This window comes from Providencia sp. PROV004 (genome assembly GCF_011045615.1).
GTDB classification, from domain to species: domain Bacteria; phylum Pseudomonadota; class Gammaproteobacteria; order Enterobacterales; family Enterobacteriaceae; genus Providencia; species Providencia rettgeri.
The window spans coordinates 3,636,270-3,652,807 of record NZ_CP042859.1 but is presented as its reverse complement, the minus strand read 5'-3'; the positions used below and the strand labels follow the sequence as shown (position 1 = coordinate 3,652,807).

The following is a 16,538-nucleotide window of genomic DNA, read 5'->3' as shown; positions in this document are numbered from 1 at the left end:
GCGTTAAATTTAATATAACTCATATTGGTTACTCTACACATAGTGAATATCTCACCAATAGCGACATTAATGAAAATAACGTCATTAATTATATGAAATAAAAAATAAAATCTGTCTATAGAGGGATGTATGATTAAAAATATCGTTGCCGCAATGTGCTTTATGGGGCTCACACTGCAAGCACAGGCGGCAGAACCGGCTCAATCACAAACTTTACGTTTAGCGATTGGCTCAGAGCCAACAGAGGGTTTTGACCCCATGCTCGGGTGGAGCCACGGCAGCTACCTACTGTTGCATAGCCCATTACTGAAACAAAAGGCTGACCTTTCATGGCATAGCTATATGCTTGAAAGTTATCAACATAATGCAGATGGTAAACAGTGGACACTCAAGCTGAAAAAAGGCTTAAAATTTTCCGATGGCTCACCGTTAACGGCAAAAGATGTTGTATTTACCTATAACAATGCTGCGGCAAGTGGCGGTAAGGTGGACATGGGGAATTTTGCCAAAGCAGAGGAAATTGACCCACTCACCGTAAAAATCACCTTATCTTCCCCACAAAGTACCTTTATTAATGTACTTGGTTCGTTAGGGATTGTTTGTGCCGATAAATATGATGCGAAAACCTATGCACATAACCCAATTGGCGCAGGCCCTTATCGTTTAGTTGCATTCCAGCCGGGGCAGCAACTGATTGTCGAGCAAAATCCGTATTATGCAGGGCCAAAAAATGACTTTGGTAAAATGGTCTTTGTTTTCCTTGATGAAGATGCGGCCTTTGCGGCGGCACAAAGCAATCAACTGGAAATTGTTCGTATCCCTGCTGCGGTAGCGGCGAATGCTAATAATGTGAAAAACATGAAATTGGTTGAGCGCTATAGCGTGGAAAACCGCGGCATTTCTTTCCCAATTCCACCTGCCGGTGAGAAAGATGCTCAAGGTAACCCTATCGGTAACGACATCACTTCAGATGTTGCTGTCCGTAAAGCCATTAACTATGCTCTTGACCGTAAACTATTAGCGGAATCCGTGTTGGAAGGCTTTGCCGTACCGGCTTATACCGGCGTTGCAGGGCTGCCATGGAATAGCCCAGACTCCGCTTTTAAAGATGGTGATCTTGAAAAAGCGAAATCCATTTTAGAAGATGCGGGATGGAAGCTGAATAAAGAGGGCTTACGTGAGAAAAATGGCAAAGTGGCAAAACTGACATTATGGTATGCCAGTGGTGATACCACACGTCGTGACCTTGCGCAGGCAATCCGTTCAAGCTTAAAACCGATTGGTATCGAGATGGATTTAAAATCGGGGAGCTGGGAAACCGTTGAGCTACACATGCATGCTAACCCAACACTTTTTGGTTGGGGAAGCTTAGACCCGATGGAAATTGTCCATAATTACAGCAGCAAAGCAGCAGGTGTTGGCTTTTATAACCCTGGTTATTATAAAAATGCAGTCGTTGATGAGTTAATCGAAAAAGCGTTAGCGCAAGCTGACCAAGACGCAGCGATTCCGTTATGGCAACAAGTAGATTGGAACGGTAGCACGGGAGTTGGTATTAAAGGTGATGCTCCGTGGGCTTGGTTGATGAACCTACAACATATTTATTTACTGAATAATTGTGTTGATTTAGGTACCAGTGCTCCTGAAATTCACGGATCTTGGTCGGTGTTAAATAATGTCGATGAATGGGCGTGGACCTGTCAGTAATGCGAACCGCACTTGGGCTTTTATTGCGATTTTTTGGTTTATTAACCGTAACGGCAGCGGGGATTTTTATCCTGCTGAGTTACTCGCCTATCGACCCAATAAAAGCCTATATTGGCAATGACTTACTGCACGTGCCTCCTGAGCAATATGCGCTAATTGCTGCGCGATGGGGGCTTGATCAGCCTTTATGGGTACAGTTCTGGCGTTGGTTTTCACAAGTATTACAGGGGGATTTGGGCTATTCCATGCTCTATAATACCCCTGTAATTCAAGTGATTGCAGACCGCCTTGTGCCTTCTTTAGCATTGCTTATTTGTGCTTGGTTGTTTTCTGGTATTGTGGGTTTTGCGCTAGGGTTAGTCGCTGGGCGTTATTTAAACCGCTGGCCAGACAAACTTATCTCAACATTATGCTATTTACTTGCTTCAATTCCTGTTTTTTGGGTCGGTTTGCTGTTGCTGTCTTTGTTCGCGGTGACATTACAATGGGCTCCAATATGCTGCGCTTGGCCGATAGGCTTGGATGAGCAAACGGCAACTTTTTCACAGAAACTTCATCACCTAATTTTGCCTGTAATTGCGTTGGGTATGCTAGGCGTGGGTAATATCGCATTGCATACACGAGCCAAAGTTGTTGAGGTGATGAGCAGTGAATTTATTCATTACGCACGGGCTCAAGGGGATAATGGCTGGTCAATGATGGGTTTCCACGTGTTGAAACATGCCATCACCCCCGCAATTTGTTTGCAGTTTGCTTCTGTAGGTGAATTATTGAGTGGGGCATTGCTAGCTGAAAAAGTATTTGCCTATCCAGGCTTAGGTCAGGCAACGATAGATGCGGGGCTACGTGGAGATATTCCCTTGTTGATGGGGATCGTCATGTTATGCGCTACGCTAATATTTTTAAGCAATACGGTAGCAGACAGCCTGCTAAAAAAAGTGAATAAGGGAGTGATGAGAGGATCATGACCTATAACCCTAATCGCGCCTTATTTAAGTTAGCTTTCTCATTACTTTTATTGGTCATCGTTAGTATTTATGCGTTTGGCCTCTCCCTTAATGATATTGAAATGAATTTACTCGATAGGCGCTTGCCACCTTCGTGGACGCATCTATTTGGTACAGATAATTTAGGGCGTGATTTATTTGCCAGAACCTTTCAAGGTGTGGCAACAAGTTTGCAAATTGGCCTTATGGCTGCCATTACCAGTGGTTCCATTGCTCTTGTCATGGCGGGGTTATCTTCAATAAGCAAAGTTATGGACTACGTGGTGCGTGGCATTATTGATGCTATGTTGGCATTGCCGCATCTTTTATTACTGGTATTGATTTGTTTTACGCTGGGTGGTGGAAAAATGGGGGTGATTTGGGCCGTTGCACTGACACATTGGCCAAAATTAGCCTTAATTTTACGTTCGGAGTTACAACGAGTTAGTCAGTCAGATTACATTATGTTATCTCAACGTATTGGTAACAGTGCGTTTTATCGTTGGCGTTATCATTATTTACCCATGATTTTGCCGCAATGGATGGTAGGAACGTTGTTAATGTTTCCCCATGCGGTTTTACACAGTGCGGCATTAAGTTTCTTAGGTTTTGGTTTGTCGCCCCATGAACCCTCACTGGGTATTTTATTATCTGATGCATTGCGCTACCTCAGCACAGGTGCTTGGTGGCTGGTGGTTTTCCCAGGCGTTGCATTAGTCGGATTAGTGTTATTATTTGACCAATTTGCTAAAGCCTTGCAGCAGCTATGGTTGAAGGGGGGCGTATGTTGAGTTTTGATAATCTCACCGTAGATGTCGCGCAGTTTCGTTGGTTAGGGCGTAAACGTTGGGCTCCGTTACTACAAGGAATTTCCTTAGATATTCAGCCCGGTGAGATGGTTGCACTCGTAGGTGGGAGCGGGGAAGGTAAGAGCTTGTTATTACAGAGTGTTTTGGGGTTACTTCCCCATAATATGCGCTGTCGTGGCGGTATTCACCTTAATGGTAAAAGGCTGACGGAACAAAACAAAGCTCAGCACCGTGGTAATGCATTATGCTATATTCCTCAAGGGGTTAGCGCGCTTAATCCGCTAATTCGTATCGGCCCACAATTAGAACGTGCCGCAGTGTTAAGTGGGCAGCATATTAAAATGCACGATGTTGCACGGCACTTACAGCAATATAATTTGCAAAGCTCACTAGTGTATAGCTACCCAAACCAGTTATCCGGTGGAATGGCAAAACGGGTACTCGCCAGCAGTGCGACACTTTCCCGCGCACAATATATTTTAGCGGATGAAATCTCATCATGGTTGGATGACGACCATGCGATGCAACTGCTCGAAAATATAAAATCACTGTGTCACGTTGGCCGAGGTGTTTTATGGGTCACCCATGATTTATCCATGGCTGTGCGTTTTGCTGACCGCATCGCCTTATTACGTAACGGAGAGTTGGAAGAAGTGCTAAGCAGCCAACAACTGCAACAAGGCGGTGGTGGAAAATGGCTACAATCGTTGTGGAATGCGTTACCTGAACATCAATTTATGGCAAGTAAATGAGTATTACTGAACCTATTTTACAAGTAAATAATTTATGTATTGATCAAGGTGGGCAACGGCTGTGGGATGACTTTAGTTTGTCACTGGCTAGCGGTGAACGCCTTGGAATATCTGCGCCCAGTGGTTTTGGTAAAACTACGTTAGGCCGAGTGTTAGCTCAGTGGCAAAAGGCATCCCAAGGAACCATTCTATTTGAAGGCCAACCATTGCCTCGATATGGTTATTGTCCGGTTCAATTAGTCCCTCAGCATCCAGAGAAAAGTTTTAACCCATACCGTAAGGTCGGTGCGAGTGTATTTGATGCTTGGCAGCCAGACTCTCACTGGTTAGCGTATTTTTCGATTAAACCTGCATGGCTAGAAAGGCTTCCCAGTGAGTTATCCGGTGGTGAGCTTGCTCGTATCGCCTTATTGCGAGCACTTGACCCGCGAACGAAAATTTTGATTGCTGATGAAATCACCGCACAGTTAGACGCCAATTTGCAAAAAGAGATTTGGCAGTTGTTAGTGAGATTATCGGAAGAGCGGCCATTGGCGATGATTATTTTTAGCCATAATAAAGCGTTATTAGAGAAAGTGTGTAGTCGTATTTGGACTGCGAATTCACTACTATGAAATAAAATGGGCTATTAATACTTTGATAGCCTCAGTAATTCAAACTGCTCTTTTGGTTAATTACATGTGTGATTAGCCTGAAAATGAAGTTCACTCTAGGCATTTTTGACAAATGTCATAGGGATATCTATACCCATCCTCTATTTTAAATGCCTCAAATGAAAATGATAACCATTACTATTATTGGGGTGAATATATGCCTTATCGTTTAAAACGGCACCAATTGGCGCATTGTATTGCACTCACTTTAGGCATAGGAACTTTGACGACACCAATTGGGTTCGCCGCACCAGCAGGCACACCAGACAAACTGGTCGTCACGTCTTCAACAGGCCAAAGCCGTTTGTCACCGAGTGAACAGCAAGAAAAAGATAAACTTGAAAAAGTAGCTGGTGGAACCAATTTAGTTGTTATCGAAAAAGAAACTCGCCTTGCTACCTTACAAGACGCCTTGGATTACCAGCCTGGGTTGGTTATCCAAAATTTCTTTGGGGGGATTGACCAGCCGCGTTTAAATATTCGCGGCTCTGGCGTGCAAAGTGCACCGCTTGCTCGTGGTGTATTGCTGCTGCAAGATGGCTTACCCGCAACGGATGCAGACGGCAGTTTTCACATCAGTACCTTAGAAATGCGTGATGCGCGGATGGTGAGCGTACGCCGCGGCGCAAATAGCCTTAACCCACAAAGTAACAGCTTGGGCGGTGAATTGGATGTGCTCTCTTACACTGGCCGAAGTGAGCAAGGGCGCCTACGTTATGAGTACGGCTCCCATGGGCGCGAAGGGCTACAAACTGCCTTCGGTGGTGTTTCTGATGATGGGTTATTTGATGGGCGTATTAATTTCACTTATGACCATTTTGATGGTTATCGCAAACACTCTGCTTCCCAACGTAAAACGTTACGCAGCAACTTTGGTTATGTGACTGATAACTTTGAAAACCGAACTTGGCTGAGTTGGACAGATTTGCGCTTTGACGTTGCGGGGCCAGTTTCTGAAGAGGTATTAAATAATAACCCAACAGAGGTGTACCCAATGGTTTGGTTGCGTGATCCTCACCGTAATGTTGAGCAATTCCGAGTGGCTAACCGCTCTGACTGGCAAGTGGATAACCAAGCAATTGGTGCAGGAGTTTGGCACATTCGTACTCATGATAATTTTACTACTCCCGCTTACTACCGGTTTAGCCGCAGCCACAGTGAAGGGATGCAATTTACCTATAATATTGAAACTGAGCCCGTGACATATCGTACAGCTCTTGCATGGGACCAAATGACCTTGCAGACTGAATTAATGCAAAATCGTAAAGGGACACCCGCAGACAAAACAAAAATAGGTAAATATGATGGCCGAGCTGAAAACCTCTACGGCAGTGTTGGGGTAGACTTACATATTACGCCAACAGTGACCGTTAATTTAGATGTGAAAGGCACACATGCGCGCCGTGATGTAGAAAAACGACAGAGTCATTTGTCGTTAGACCAAAGTTGGACATTTTGGACACCAAAAGCGGGAGTGATTTGGCGACCAACGGAAAGCCAGCGTTACTTTGCTAATATCAGTGCGAGTGAAGAACCTGCAACATTTTGGGAAATTATTAACTCCAGCAATGGAAAATTGACGAAACTCTCACCACAAAAAGCCATTACTTATGAAATTGGGGGAGAAGGCGATGTCACCGATGGGTTGAAATGGAGCCTTGCGCTGTACCGTAGCCAAATTAAAGATGAGTATATTACCACTTATGACAGTGCAGGAACTGTCGTTGGTGTGTTTAATTATGCCGCGAAAACTCGCCATCAAGGCTTAGAAGCTGGGCTTACAGGACGTGTTGGCGCAGGTCCGGGGGATATCAATTACCGAGTTTCTTGGACTTATAATGATTTCCGTTTCATGGGCGGTGAATATAATGGCAACTATATCGCGGGTATTCCACGTAATATTGTTGCTGCCGAGGTGTTATATGAAATTGGGGATTGGAGTGTTGGGCCTAATATTCATTGGGCACCTACGGATATGGCAGTTGACCACCAAAACAACCTTGATATTCAAAAACGTAAACATTATGCCGTACTGGGGCTGAAAGGTAGTTATAAGCCTACAGAGCAGTGGTCTGTGTATTTATCGATGGATAATTTAACCGATGAGCGCTATGCAACAACATCGGTTGCCAACCAAACCGTCACAGCAAAAGACAGCACTTTATTCCCCGGTATGGGGTTTAATGTGAATGGTGGCGTAACCTATAATTTTTAATAATAAATAAACGCATTAATATTGGTTAATGCGTGGTTGTTAAAATGGGCGCTGTGCAGAAATAGATAATTGCGTTAAGTAGTTTTCATTATGGATATGCACAGTGTCTTTCTCGATATCAATAAACCCTTTTTGCCGCCACCCTGAAACCAACCGGCTGAGTGTTTCGTAGCGTATGCCTAATTTAGCGGCGAGCTGGCCCCGAGATAAAGGTAAAACAATATCTGAAGTTAGTTGTTTATGTTTTAAATCAAGAATATAAGCAGCCAAGCGTTGTTCAGCAGAACTTGAAGTTAGCCAATCAATATGGTTAATGTTTTCATACAGTTTGCTACTAAAACGCATGAGTAGCTTTTCCATAATTTGTGGGCAGGCATGGCAAAGCCGTAAAATATCACGTTTATCGAGTAGCAAGGCTTCACCGTCGGTTTTTGCCCGTAAACTCATAGGATAGCGGTTATGTGGCATAAAAACGGCTGCGATGGCAACAATTTCCCCTGTGCAAAATAAACCAAAAATTTTTTCCTCGCCCAAATAAGTGTGGCGATACACCTCGATTTGCCCGCTTATCATCAAAGGGCAATGCTTAAATGGTTCTCCTTCATGGTTCAGGATTTCACCACTTTTAAAGCGAATATGGCCACAATTTTCCAGCAGTAATGCCAGTTTTTCATCTTCTATCCCATTAAACAGTAAGCACGATTTTATGGCATTGAGTGATTGTGTATGGGGGAAAACGTTTTTGACAAATGTCATAGGTCATCCTCTTACGCCGTCTTAGAATGGCATAAGTATAAATGATAATCATACACATTATCAATTGAGATCTTAGCAGAGAGCTGAATAACCCTATGATAAATAATGCTTTTAGACTCATCGACGTTTTTCTGACCTTGTGGGGGATGGGCAACGTATATGCATCACAAGCCGTTGATTTCACAGATATGTCAGGGGATAAAATTCATTTGTCAGCCCCTGCAAAACGTATTGTCGTGATCCCAATCCCTGCCGCTTCGATGTTAGTTGGTATGGATGAAAGCAGTGAAAAATTAGTTGGAATGCATCCTTTTGCAAAGGTTGCTGCGCGAGATGGCATGTTAAGCCAAATGTTTTCTTCTGTTTTACAGGTGAATTCAAATGTCGTAGGTAACAACTTTACACCAAATATTGAAGCATTGCTTAATGTGGAGCCCGATCTGGTATGGCAATGGGGTCATCGAGGGGATGATATTATTTCCCCTATGCGTGATGCAGGGCTGACTGTTGCTACGTTAGATTATGGGCAAGAACGCTATACGCAAGAGTGGGTTCGCCTAATGGGACAAACACTTGGCCACAATGATAAAGCACAGAAGATGATCCAGTGGCGCCAAGAAGTTGTCGATACACTCTCAGCAACTACCGCTGAAATACCAGAAGCGCAGCAGCCTCGTGTTCTGTATCTCTCCCATTTTAACCAGAGTATTCAAACATTTGGCTCAACATCACACAACAACGCGGATTTTGCATTGGCGGGTGGAGTGAGTTTAAACCGCGACCTCACTGGGCCAAGAACGCTCAATATTGAGCAAATTCTTGTTTGGGACCCTGACATTATTCTATTGGGTAATTTCGAAGAGGGGTTATCGCCAGCTGACGTTTATCGCAATCCCATGTTAAGCGAAGTCACTGCAGTGAAAAACCAGCGCGTATATAAGCTTCCTATTGGTGGTTTTATCTGGGATGCACCAAACCAAGAAACACCGCTGTATTGGCAATGGTTATCAATGATTTTTCATCCAGAAACGATGAAAATGCCATTGCGTGAGGAAATTCGCCTGAGATATCAGCAACTTTATGGCTATGACGTGTCTGATGAGCAAATTGACGGCATTTTGCAAATGGAGATGAACAAAAATAGCCAGCACTACATCTCTTTAATGGGGAAACCGCATGCGTAAGCCCCAATATCTTTGGCTCGTTTTCGCCATTTGCCTATTGTTGACGTTTGTTTTGGCACTAAGTTGTGGCCGCTACCCGGTTTCGTTTTCTGCGGTTTGGCATATTCTCTATGACACCATTTTGGGTAACGAGATGATGGGGAACTATAGTCGTACGGAACAAAATGTCGTGTTAAATGTGCGCTTACCACGAGTTCTGATAGCAGGTACAGCAGGGGCTGGGTTGGCGGTTGCGGGGGCGGCTTTGCAAGGCATTTTCCGTAACCCATTAGTTGGGCCGCAAATTATTGGCGTCTCATCTGGAGCCGCATTGGGTGGCGCGCTAGCTATTTTGTTATTTTCTTCTTTGTTGATCACCATTTCATTGGCTTTTGTCGGTGGGTTGTTAGCTATCGTGCTAGTTTTTTTACTCGGCTTGAATCGCCAAGGCAGCCAGCTATTAATGTTAATCCTTGCGGGGGTGATTATTAATGCTTTTTTTGCTGCATTAATTTCGTTAATTACCTATTTTGCAGACCCTAATAATACTTTGCAAACCATTGTTTTTTGGCTTATGGGCAGCTTTGCCAGTGCGTCTTATCTTAAACTTAATATTGTTTTTCCTGTTGTTATGGTCTGTGTTTTAGTCATTTTTGCACTGCGTTTTCGTATCAATGTGCTCTCCTTAGGGGAAGAAAATGCACAAGCCTTAGGGATGAAAATTAATAGAACCCGTTGGGCCGTGTTACTCAGCGTGACTTTGATCACTAGTGCGACAGTGGCGGTATCCGGCACCATCGGCTGGGTAGGGCTGATTGTTCCGCATATTGCACGGCTAGTGGTAGGACATGATCACCGGATATTACTGCCCGCTAGTGCAGTTATTGGTGGGATTTATATGGTAGCTGTCGACACCTTTGCCCGCAGTATGACGAATGCGGAAATTCCATTAAGTGTGATCACCGCACTAATCGGTGCCCCCATTTTTGCACTACTGATCCATACATTAAATAAAAAGGTGGCCGATTTATGATCCAAGTTGAACACCTTAATTTCAAAATTGCACAGCGCCAGTTATTTACGAATTTAACTTTTCAGCAGCCCAAAGGCAGCATTGGCGCGATTTTAGGGCCGAATGGCCGTGGAAAAACCACCTTATTAAAACTCTTGCTCGGTTTACAAAAAGGAGCCACTGGCAATATTTCACTAAATGCCCCCGTCGCTTATGTTCCACAGCTTAGTGGTTCACTATTTCATTATTCTGTTCGCACCATGGTGAGTCTCGGGCGTATTCGTCACTTGCCGTGGTATGCCTCACCCAATGAAAAAGATAACCAAATTGTAGAGCGGTGTTTAGCGTACTTAGGCATAAGTAATTTTGCGGGCCAACCCTTTAACTGTCTCAGTGGAGGGGAAAAACAAATGGTTATGATTGCGAGAGCATTAGCCAGTGAACCAAAAATTTTGATTCTGGATGAACCGACATCCGCGTTGGATCTTGCCAACCAAGACAGTGTGCTCAGCGTTTTACGTGATTTAGCCATACATCGCGGAATGACCATCTTATTTACGAGTCATTATCCACAGCATGCGCTGCATATCGCTGACTATTCATTATTGCTGTTTAACAGTAGCGGCTGTTTATTTGGTGAAACTGAACAAATTTTAACGGAAGAAAACCTGACACAACTGTACCAATTACCTGTTGCAATTACGCCAATAGACTATCAAGGCCGGCAGACCCAAGGGGTCATTCCGCTATTTAGATAACTGAATGAAAATGATTAAATTAAGGAATATAAACGATGAGCAATAACACAATAACACCCGCAGAAGCGCTGATTATCAATCAGTTAATTAATTATACCGAACAAGGTATTGCAAGCCGTGTATTAGCGAAAAATGGTGGGGGGAATATCACCTTATTTGCTTTTGATAAAGGCCAAGCGCTCTCTGAACACAGCGCCCCTTTTGACGCCATTGTGATGGTTGTTGAAGGGAGTTTACAACTCACCATCGAAGGTAAGCCAGTGACGGCTAAACCTGGGGAAATTGTCAGAATGCCGGCTAATATCCCTCATGCGGTAGATGCACTTGAACCCGCAAAAATGCTGTTAGTTATGTTACGTGAGCCTGAAATGGCTTGTACACACTAACTTGGAGGTGCAAATGGACCAATCATTTACTGCCCATGAAGCAGGGCACAAATTTCTAGCTCGTTTGGGGAAAAAACGCCTACGCCCAGGAGGGAAAGAAGCAACCGAGTGGTTACTTAGCCAATCAGGATTACATAAGAACAGCCAAGTTCTTGAAGTTGCGTGTAATATGGGAACCACAGCTATTGAAATTGCCTCTCAATTTCATTGCCATATTACAGGTATTGATATGGACAAACAGGCGCTTGCACAAGCACAAAAAAACGTTGCGAATAAAGGGTTAACAGAATTAGTGACAATTCAAATGGCAGATGCATCGAAATTACCGTTTGAGGATAACAGTTTTGATGTGGTCATTAATGAAGCCATGCTAACCATGTACGCTGATAAAGCGAAAGCAAAGCTATTGCAGGAGTACTATCGAGTACTAAAGCCAGGCGGATGTTTATTAACCCATGATATTGCATTTAAGGATGCCCAAGCTGTCCAAAATGTCGTTTCTCAAATGCAACAAGCGATTAATGTCAAAGCGCAACCATTACCGGAAACACAGTGGGTGGAATTATTCCAACAAGTGGGCTTTCAGCAAGTGGTATCCCATACTGGCCCAATGACGCTATTATCGCCAAAAGGGTTAATTTACGATGAAGGTGTATTCGGTGCGCTAAAGATTATCCGCAATGCATTGAAGAAAGAAAACCGTCCTCAATTTTTGCGTATGTTCCGTCATTTTCGGCAAAATCGTGGAAAATTGAATTATATTGCAGTCGTTAGCGTGAAGTAACCTATAGGAAGATCTTACGCAGGGATGCGTGATTTGTATTTTTATGTTGAATAACCTTATATTTTATATTGCTAATAATAATAATTCTTATATTTATCTTGATTCTTAGTTACTGTTGATAATAATTATTTGATAAAATAATAAATAGTAATTTAATCATGCATTGTGATTTATTTTTTAGATTCAATAACAGCAATTCTAATAATGTAAAGGTTTAATTTAATGAAAATAAAGCATTTTTTTATTATCTCTCCTTGCTTTTTCCCTTTTATTTCCCCCTCCGTATTTGCCGCTGATAAAAAAGAAGAATCCATAACCGTATCCGCTACACGTGGTTATAAAACCGTTTCAGAAATGGCGCAAACCACATGGGTGATTGATAATGCTGAAATTGAACAGCAAGCTGAAGGTGGAAAAGAGTTAAAAGATATTTTAGCGCAGCTTATTCCAGGAATGAGTGTCAGTGGCCAAGGGCGGACAAACTATGGCATGAATATGCGTGGCCGTTCAATGATTGTGATGGTGGACGGGGTACGCCTTAACTCTTCTCGTAGTGATAGTCGCCAATTAGATTCCATCGATCCTTTTAATATCAATCATATCGAGGTTATTTCAGGTGCAACGGCGATGTACGGCGGTGGCAGTAGTGGTGGCTTGATTAATATCGTGACGAAAAAAGGCCAAGAAGAAAAACAGGTTTCTCTGCAATTAGGTGGAAAAACAGGCTTTAACAATGGTAAAGATCACGATGAAAATGTTGCCGCAGCAGTAAGTGGTGGTAATGAGAACGCTCACGGACGAATTTCTGTTGCTTATCAACGCTATGGCGGTTGGTATGATGGCAAAGGTAATGCGATTAATATTGATAATACCCAAACAGGGCTGCAATTTTCTGATCGTCTTGACGTGATGGCATCAGGTACTATCAAAATCGATGAAAAACAACAGCTTCAAGCCGTTTATCAGCATTATAAAAGTGAGTCTGATGGTAAACACGGCCTCTATTTAGGAAAAGACTTTTCCGCGGTTAAAGGACAAGGTGAAGCTTATAACAGCAGTAAATTAAGCTCTGATCGTTTGCCAGGAACTGAGCGCAATTTGCTCAATTTACAGTATTCAAATGCAGATGTGTTTGGGCAAGATTTTGTTGCTCAAGTTTATTATCGTGATGAATCACAAAAGTTTTATCCCTTCCCAACCTTGACTGGCAAGGATGTTACAAGTATCAGCTCATCGGATCAAAAAACCAATTTTTATGGAACCAAGCTGACATTCAATAGCCAACCTATCGATGAATTAACGTTAACTTATGGTGTGGATGCAGAGCATGAGCAATTTCGTGCGAATCAAATGTTTTTTGATTTAGATAAAGCGAAAGAATCAGGAGGAATGGATTTAACTAAAGCTTTCCAAATCGGCCGCTATCCAAGTTATACCACCACCAATATGGCGACATTTTTACAAAGCAGTTATGACATTACGCCGATGTTCACGTTAAGCGGTGGTGTGCGTTACCAATATACTGAAAATAAAGTGGATGATTTTATTGGTTATGCGCAGCAAGAAGCGATTGCTAATGGTAAAGGTAAATCAGCGGATGCAGTACCGGGTGGGAAAACGGATTACAACAACTTACTGTTTAATGCAGGGCTGCTGGTTAACCTAACTGAAGAGCAACAAACATGGTTTAATTTCTCTCAAGGCTTTGAAATTCCTGATATTGCTAAGTATTACGGAACAGGTGACTATGCGAAGACCCCAGATGCCAATGGCCACTACCATCTCAATAAAAGTGTTAACATTAATGATACCAAGGTAAAAGGAATTAAGGTTAACTCGTTTGAGTTAGGATGGCGTTACACAGGGGAAAACCTGCGCACACAAGTTGCCACCTATTATTCGTTGTCTGATAGAAGTTATGGTATTAATAAAGATGATATGACCATCTATATGAAAACCGATAAACGCCGTATTTATGGGGTTGAAGGCGCGGTGGATTACTTCTTTGCTGATTCAGATTGGAGTGTAGGAAGTAATTTCAATCTACAAAAATCAGAAACTAAAGTGGATGGTAGCTGGGAAAAATGGAGTGTTGACTTCGCGAGCCCGTCAAAAGTGAATGCTTATATTGGTTGGGAACCGAATGATTGGGCACTACGCTTACAAAGCCAACAAACATTCAATTTAACGGATGCGGCAGGTAAGAAACTTGATGGTTATAATACCGTTGATTTATTAGGAAGTTATATGCTGCCAGTGGGTAAAGTCAGCTTTGCAGTGGAAAACCTACTAGATAAAAATTACTCCACAATTTGGGGGCAGCGGGCACAAAGTTTATATAGCCCGAAATACGGAGCTGCAAACCTGTACGATTATAAAGGCCGTGGCCGAACCTTTGCCCTTAATTACAGTGTGACATTTTAATTAATTGAAAATAAGTCACTATGTATTAGTGGCTTATTTCTAGCAGATTATTAGCAATAAAAAGTAATGAGATATTCCATGAAATCATTTCTTATAGGGTTATTTTGCTTGCTCAGTTTTTGGTCGCAGGCAAAAACATCAACGGTGATCACTGACTTACAAGGTCGTGAAGTTACTGTTAATCTTCCCGTCGAAAAATTATTTTTGGTGGATAGCCGTGATATTTTGCCAGTGGATATTGCTGCTGGTAAAGAAGGGATATCACGCATTGCGGGTTGGAGTGATTCGCTTACGCAATACGCACCAGATTTAAAACAAGCTTATTTCAGTGTGTTGCCTGAATTAGGCAAAATACCCACGTTAAAGAAAACACGTGAAGCCGGTCTCCAAGTTGAAAAATTGATCGAGTTAATGCCTGATGTGGTAGTTATGCATAAGGCTAATTATGGTGCGATGCGTGATAGTCAAATTTTACCGCAACTCGAAGCTGCAGGTATCCAAGTCATTTTTATTGATTTTCGAATGGATATTGCGAAAAATACGCCGAAAAGCATTTTATTATTAGGAGAATTATTAGGAACACAAGAAAGAGCGGGGCAGTTTGCAACGCTGTATCAAGAGAAATTAGAGGCCATTGAAAGCCAACTATCTCAGCCATTTCCAACTGTTTTGATTGAAGCAAATGCCGGGCTATTTGCGGATAGTTGCTGTCAGCTTTATGGGCGTTCAGGTTATGGTGTTTTAGCATCCTTGGCAGGTGGAAATAATCTTGTTGCAGATAGCTTTCCTGCAAAAGGGGCTGAAAGCTCCATTGAGAATATTATTACATTAAACCCAGAATTCTATTTACTGACTGGCGCTGATTGGCACAATTTTAATCGTCGCTCGCTCGCAGTAAGCTTAGGATATAATGCAGATAAAGCTAACGTGCAGAAGCAGTTATCGGTATTAATGGATAGGCAAGGGATTTCATCATTAACGGCAGTTAAAGAAAAGCGCGTTATGGCGATTTACCATAATTTTTACAACAATCCGATGAACATATTTGCCATTGAAGCTATGGCTAAATTTATGCATCCAGAGCGATTTAGCGCATTAAATCCAGAACAAAACTTAATTGACTTTCAAAAGCAGTTTACAGAGATCCGAGAAACGGGGGTGTTCTGGGTGAATCTATAAAAATAGGATCGCTAACTTTTTGTCGGGAATAGAAACTAACAAAAAGTTAGGCGGCTAGTTTATCTCTATATAGCTTTCCATTCATTAACAAACTCTCTGAAATCCCTTGTTCTATCTTATCTCCCAGTTTTTTTATAAACTGGGATTATTGCTATGTTAGTCATGGCAACTAAAAATTTGTTAGCTAGAATCAAGATATAGATCACAAATTGCTCAAATCTTGATTGAGTCTCCATTATGATCTAACTAATATTTAGTTAGGCTTAAAATAAGTTTGGTAGAAAATGAAAATTATCCAAGACAACTTTGAAATGTTATTGGCAGTTATGAAAGGGATTGCGGGCCAATTTGGCGACACTTGTGAAGTGGTATTACATGACCATAGTAAAGGGCTAGAAAGCAGTATTGTTGCAATTATTAATGGTCATGTAACGAGGCGAAAGGTGGGAGACCCAAGTAGTAATTTAGGGCTTGAGGTATTGCGCGGCACTGATGTTGATGGCGACAAATACAATTATTTTACCCAAACCAAAGATGGGAAAATGTTGCGTTCAACTTCAATCTATTTACGTGATGAAACTGGCAAAGTTTCTGGGGCACTTTGTATTAATCAAGATATTTCAGAATTTATTGCTGCAGAAAAAGCTATTCAAGGCATTACACAGCGCAATAGCATTGAGCAGGATACGGTTAAGGAAGTTTTTGTCACGGACGTTAATGAAATATTAGATCACCTTATTCAAGAATGTATGCAGGTTATTAAAGTCCCCGTCATCAATATGGGAAAAAAAGAAAAAATGGATGCAATTAAATTCTTTGATGATAGAGGTGCGTTCTTAATCAAAAAAGCAGGTGAGAAAATCTGTGAATTTTTAAATATTTCCAAATATACCCTTTATACCTATTTAGCGGAATTAAAAGGGGAAGACAATAATGAAGAATAAGAGAGGTTTT

15 protein-coding genes are annotated in these 16,538 nt (G+C 42.2%); 14 read left to right on the top strand and 1 reads right to left on the bottom strand.

Going from position 1 to position 16,538, the window contains the following annotated elements:
- Positions 1–153: 153 nt before the first annotated feature.
- The 6 genes from FVA69_RS16655 (at position 154) to FVA69_RS16630 (ending at position 7,122) form a co-directional block, all read left to right on the top strand.
- Positions 154–1,707, top strand: coding sequence for an ABC transporter substrate-binding protein (locus tag FVA69_RS16655; protein WP_226537898.1), 1,554 nt, complete (start codon positions 154–156; stop codon positions 1,705–1,707).
- Entirely contained in the window at positions 1,707–2,675 is a 969-nt protein-coding gene (locus FVA69_RS16650; RefSeq protein WP_004908492.1) for an ABC transporter permease, read from the top strand. Before FVA69_RS16655 ends, FVA69_RS16650 begins: the two co-directional genes overlap by 1 nt.
- Positions 2,672–3,484 carry an ABC transporter permease gene (locus FVA69_RS16645; protein ID WP_164529118.1) on the top strand — a complete coding sequence of 271 codons (813 nt, stop codon included), beginning with the start codon at positions 2,672–2,674 and terminating at the stop codon, positions 3,482–3,484. Before FVA69_RS16650 ends, FVA69_RS16645 begins: the two co-directional genes overlap by 4 nt.
- Positions 3,478–4,254: an ATP-binding cassette domain-containing protein gene (locus FVA69_RS16640; RefSeq protein WP_164529117.1), complete on the top strand. Its 777-nt coding sequence runs from the start codon at positions 3,478–3,480 to the stop codon at positions 4,252–4,254. The genes FVA69_RS16645 and FVA69_RS16640 overlap by 7 nt, the downstream gene beginning before the upstream one ends.
- A 14-nt stretch (positions 4,255–4,268) precedes the next feature.
- A complete protein-coding gene (locus tag FVA69_RS16635; RefSeq protein ID WP_164529368.1) occupies positions 4,269–4,868 on the top strand; it encodes an ATP-binding cassette domain-containing protein in 600 nt (199 codons plus the stop codon).
- A gap of 196 nt (positions 4,869–5,064) precedes the next feature.
- Positions 5,065–7,122 carry a TonB-dependent receptor family protein gene (locus FVA69_RS16630; RefSeq protein WP_164529116.1) on the top strand — a complete coding sequence of 686 codons (2,058 nt, stop codon included), beginning with the start codon at positions 5,065–5,067 and terminating at the stop codon, positions 7,120–7,122.
- A 39-nt stretch (positions 7,123–7,161) separates the two neighbouring features.
- Here FVA69_RS16630 and FVA69_RS16625 read toward each other — a convergent pair whose 3' ends face one another.
- The gene (locus FVA69_RS16625; protein ID WP_109911756.1) at positions 7,162–7,878 is read right to left on the bottom strand and encodes a Crp/Fnr family transcriptional regulator; all 717 of its coding nucleotides are present in this window, start codon (positions 7,876–7,878) and stop codon (positions 7,162–7,164) included.
- A gap of 95 nt (positions 7,879–7,973) precedes the next feature.
- Here FVA69_RS16625 and FVA69_RS16620 point away from each other — a divergent pair, with 95 nt between their 5' ends.
- The 8 genes from FVA69_RS16620 (at position 7,974) to FVA69_RS16585 (ending at position 16,528) form a co-directional block, all read left to right on the top strand.
- The gene (locus tag FVA69_RS16620) at positions 7,974–9,062 is read left to right on the top strand and encodes an ABC transporter substrate-binding protein (protein ID WP_164529115.1); all 1,089 of its coding nucleotides are present in this window, start codon (positions 7,974–7,976) and stop codon (positions 9,060–9,062) included.
- A complete protein-coding gene (locus FVA69_RS16615; protein ID WP_109911758.1) occupies positions 9,055–10,074 on the top strand; it encodes a FecCD family ABC transporter permease in 1,020 nt (339 codons plus the stop codon). Before FVA69_RS16620 ends, FVA69_RS16615 begins: the two co-directional genes overlap by 8 nt.
- Complete coding sequence (locus tag FVA69_RS16610; RefSeq protein WP_123382283.1) at positions 10,071–10,811, top strand: ABC transporter ATP-binding protein; 741 nt, start codon at positions 10,071–10,073, stop codon at positions 10,809–10,811. Before FVA69_RS16615 ends, FVA69_RS16610 begins: the two co-directional genes overlap by 4 nt.
- A gap of 35 nt (positions 10,812–10,846) precedes the next feature.
- Entirely contained in the window at positions 10,847–11,197 is a 351-nt protein-coding gene (locus FVA69_RS16605; RefSeq protein ID WP_004908515.1) for a cupin domain-containing protein, read from the top strand.
- A gap of 13 nt (positions 11,198–11,210) precedes the next feature.
- Positions 11,211–11,981 (top strand): class I SAM-dependent methyltransferase, encoded by a 771-nt coding sequence (locus FVA69_RS16600; protein WP_109911760.1) that lies wholly within the window; start codon positions 11,211–11,213, stop codon positions 11,979–11,981.
- Between the two features lie 222 nt (positions 11,982–12,203).
- The gene (locus tag FVA69_RS16595; RefSeq protein ID WP_109911761.1) at positions 12,204–14,405 is read left to right on the top strand and encodes a TonB-dependent siderophore receptor; all 2,202 of its coding nucleotides are present in this window, start codon (positions 12,204–12,206) and stop codon (positions 14,403–14,405) included.
- A 78-nt stretch (positions 14,406–14,483) separates the two neighbouring features.
- The gene (locus tag FVA69_RS16590) at positions 14,484–15,584 is read left to right on the top strand and encodes an ABC transporter substrate-binding protein (protein ID WP_004908526.1); all 1,101 of its coding nucleotides are present in this window, start codon (positions 14,484–14,486) and stop codon (positions 15,582–15,584) included.
- A 284-nt stretch (positions 15,585–15,868) separates the two neighbouring features.
- Positions 15,869–16,528, top strand: coding sequence for a helix-turn-helix transcriptional regulator (locus FVA69_RS16585; protein WP_164529114.1), 660 nt, complete (start codon positions 15,869–15,871; stop codon positions 16,526–16,528).
- The last annotated feature ends 10 nt before the right edge of the window (positions 16,529–16,538 follow it).

Bases quoted from the DNA above. Each gene is read 5' to 3' on its own strand.
- FVA69_RS16655 (WP_226537898.1), top strand. From the start codon at position 154: ATGTGCTTTATGGGGCTCACACTGCAAGCACAGGCGGCAGAACCGGCT.
- FVA69_RS16650 (WP_004908492.1), top strand. From the start codon at position 1,707: ATGCGAACCGCACTTGGGCTTTTATTGCGATTTTTTGGTTTATTAACC.
- FVA69_RS16645 (WP_164529118.1), top strand. From the start codon at position 2,672: ATGACCTATAACCCTAATCGCGCCTTATTTAAGTTAGCTTTCTCATTA.
- FVA69_RS16640 (WP_164529117.1), top strand. From the start codon at position 3,478: ATGTTGAGTTTTGATAATCTCACCGTAGATGTCGCGCAGTTTCGTTGG.
- FVA69_RS16630 (WP_164529116.1), top strand. From the start codon at position 5,065: ATGCCTTATCGTTTAAAACGGCACCAATTGGCGCATTGTATTGCACTC.
- FVA69_RS16625 (WP_109911756.1), bottom strand. From the start codon at position 7,878: ATGACATTTGTCAAAAACGTTTTCCCCCATACACAATCACTCAATGCC.
- FVA69_RS16620 (WP_164529115.1), top strand. From the start codon at position 7,974: ATGATAAATAATGCTTTTAGACTCATCGACGTTTTTCTGACCTTGTGG.
- FVA69_RS16615 (WP_109911758.1), top strand. From the start codon at position 9,055: ATGCGTAAGCCCCAATATCTTTGGCTCGTTTTCGCCATTTGCCTATTG.
- FVA69_RS16610 (WP_123382283.1), top strand. From the start codon at position 10,071: ATGATCCAAGTTGAACACCTTAATTTCAAAATTGCACAGCGCCAGTTA.
- FVA69_RS16605 (WP_004908515.1), top strand. From the start codon at position 10,847: ATGAGCAATAACACAATAACACCCGCAGAAGCGCTGATTATCAATCAG.
- FVA69_RS16600 (WP_109911760.1), top strand. From the start codon at position 11,211: ATGGACCAATCATTTACTGCCCATGAAGCAGGGCACAAATTTCTAGCT.
- FVA69_RS16595 (WP_109911761.1), top strand. From the start codon at position 12,204: ATGAAAATAAAGCATTTTTTTATTATCTCTCCTTGCTTTTTCCCTTTT.
- FVA69_RS16590 (WP_004908526.1), top strand. From the start codon at position 14,484: ATGAAATCATTTCTTATAGGGTTATTTTGCTTGCTCAGTTTTTGGTCG.
- FVA69_RS16585 (WP_164529114.1), top strand. From the start codon at position 15,869: ATGAAAATTATCCAAGACAACTTTGAAATGTTATTGGCAGTTATGAAA.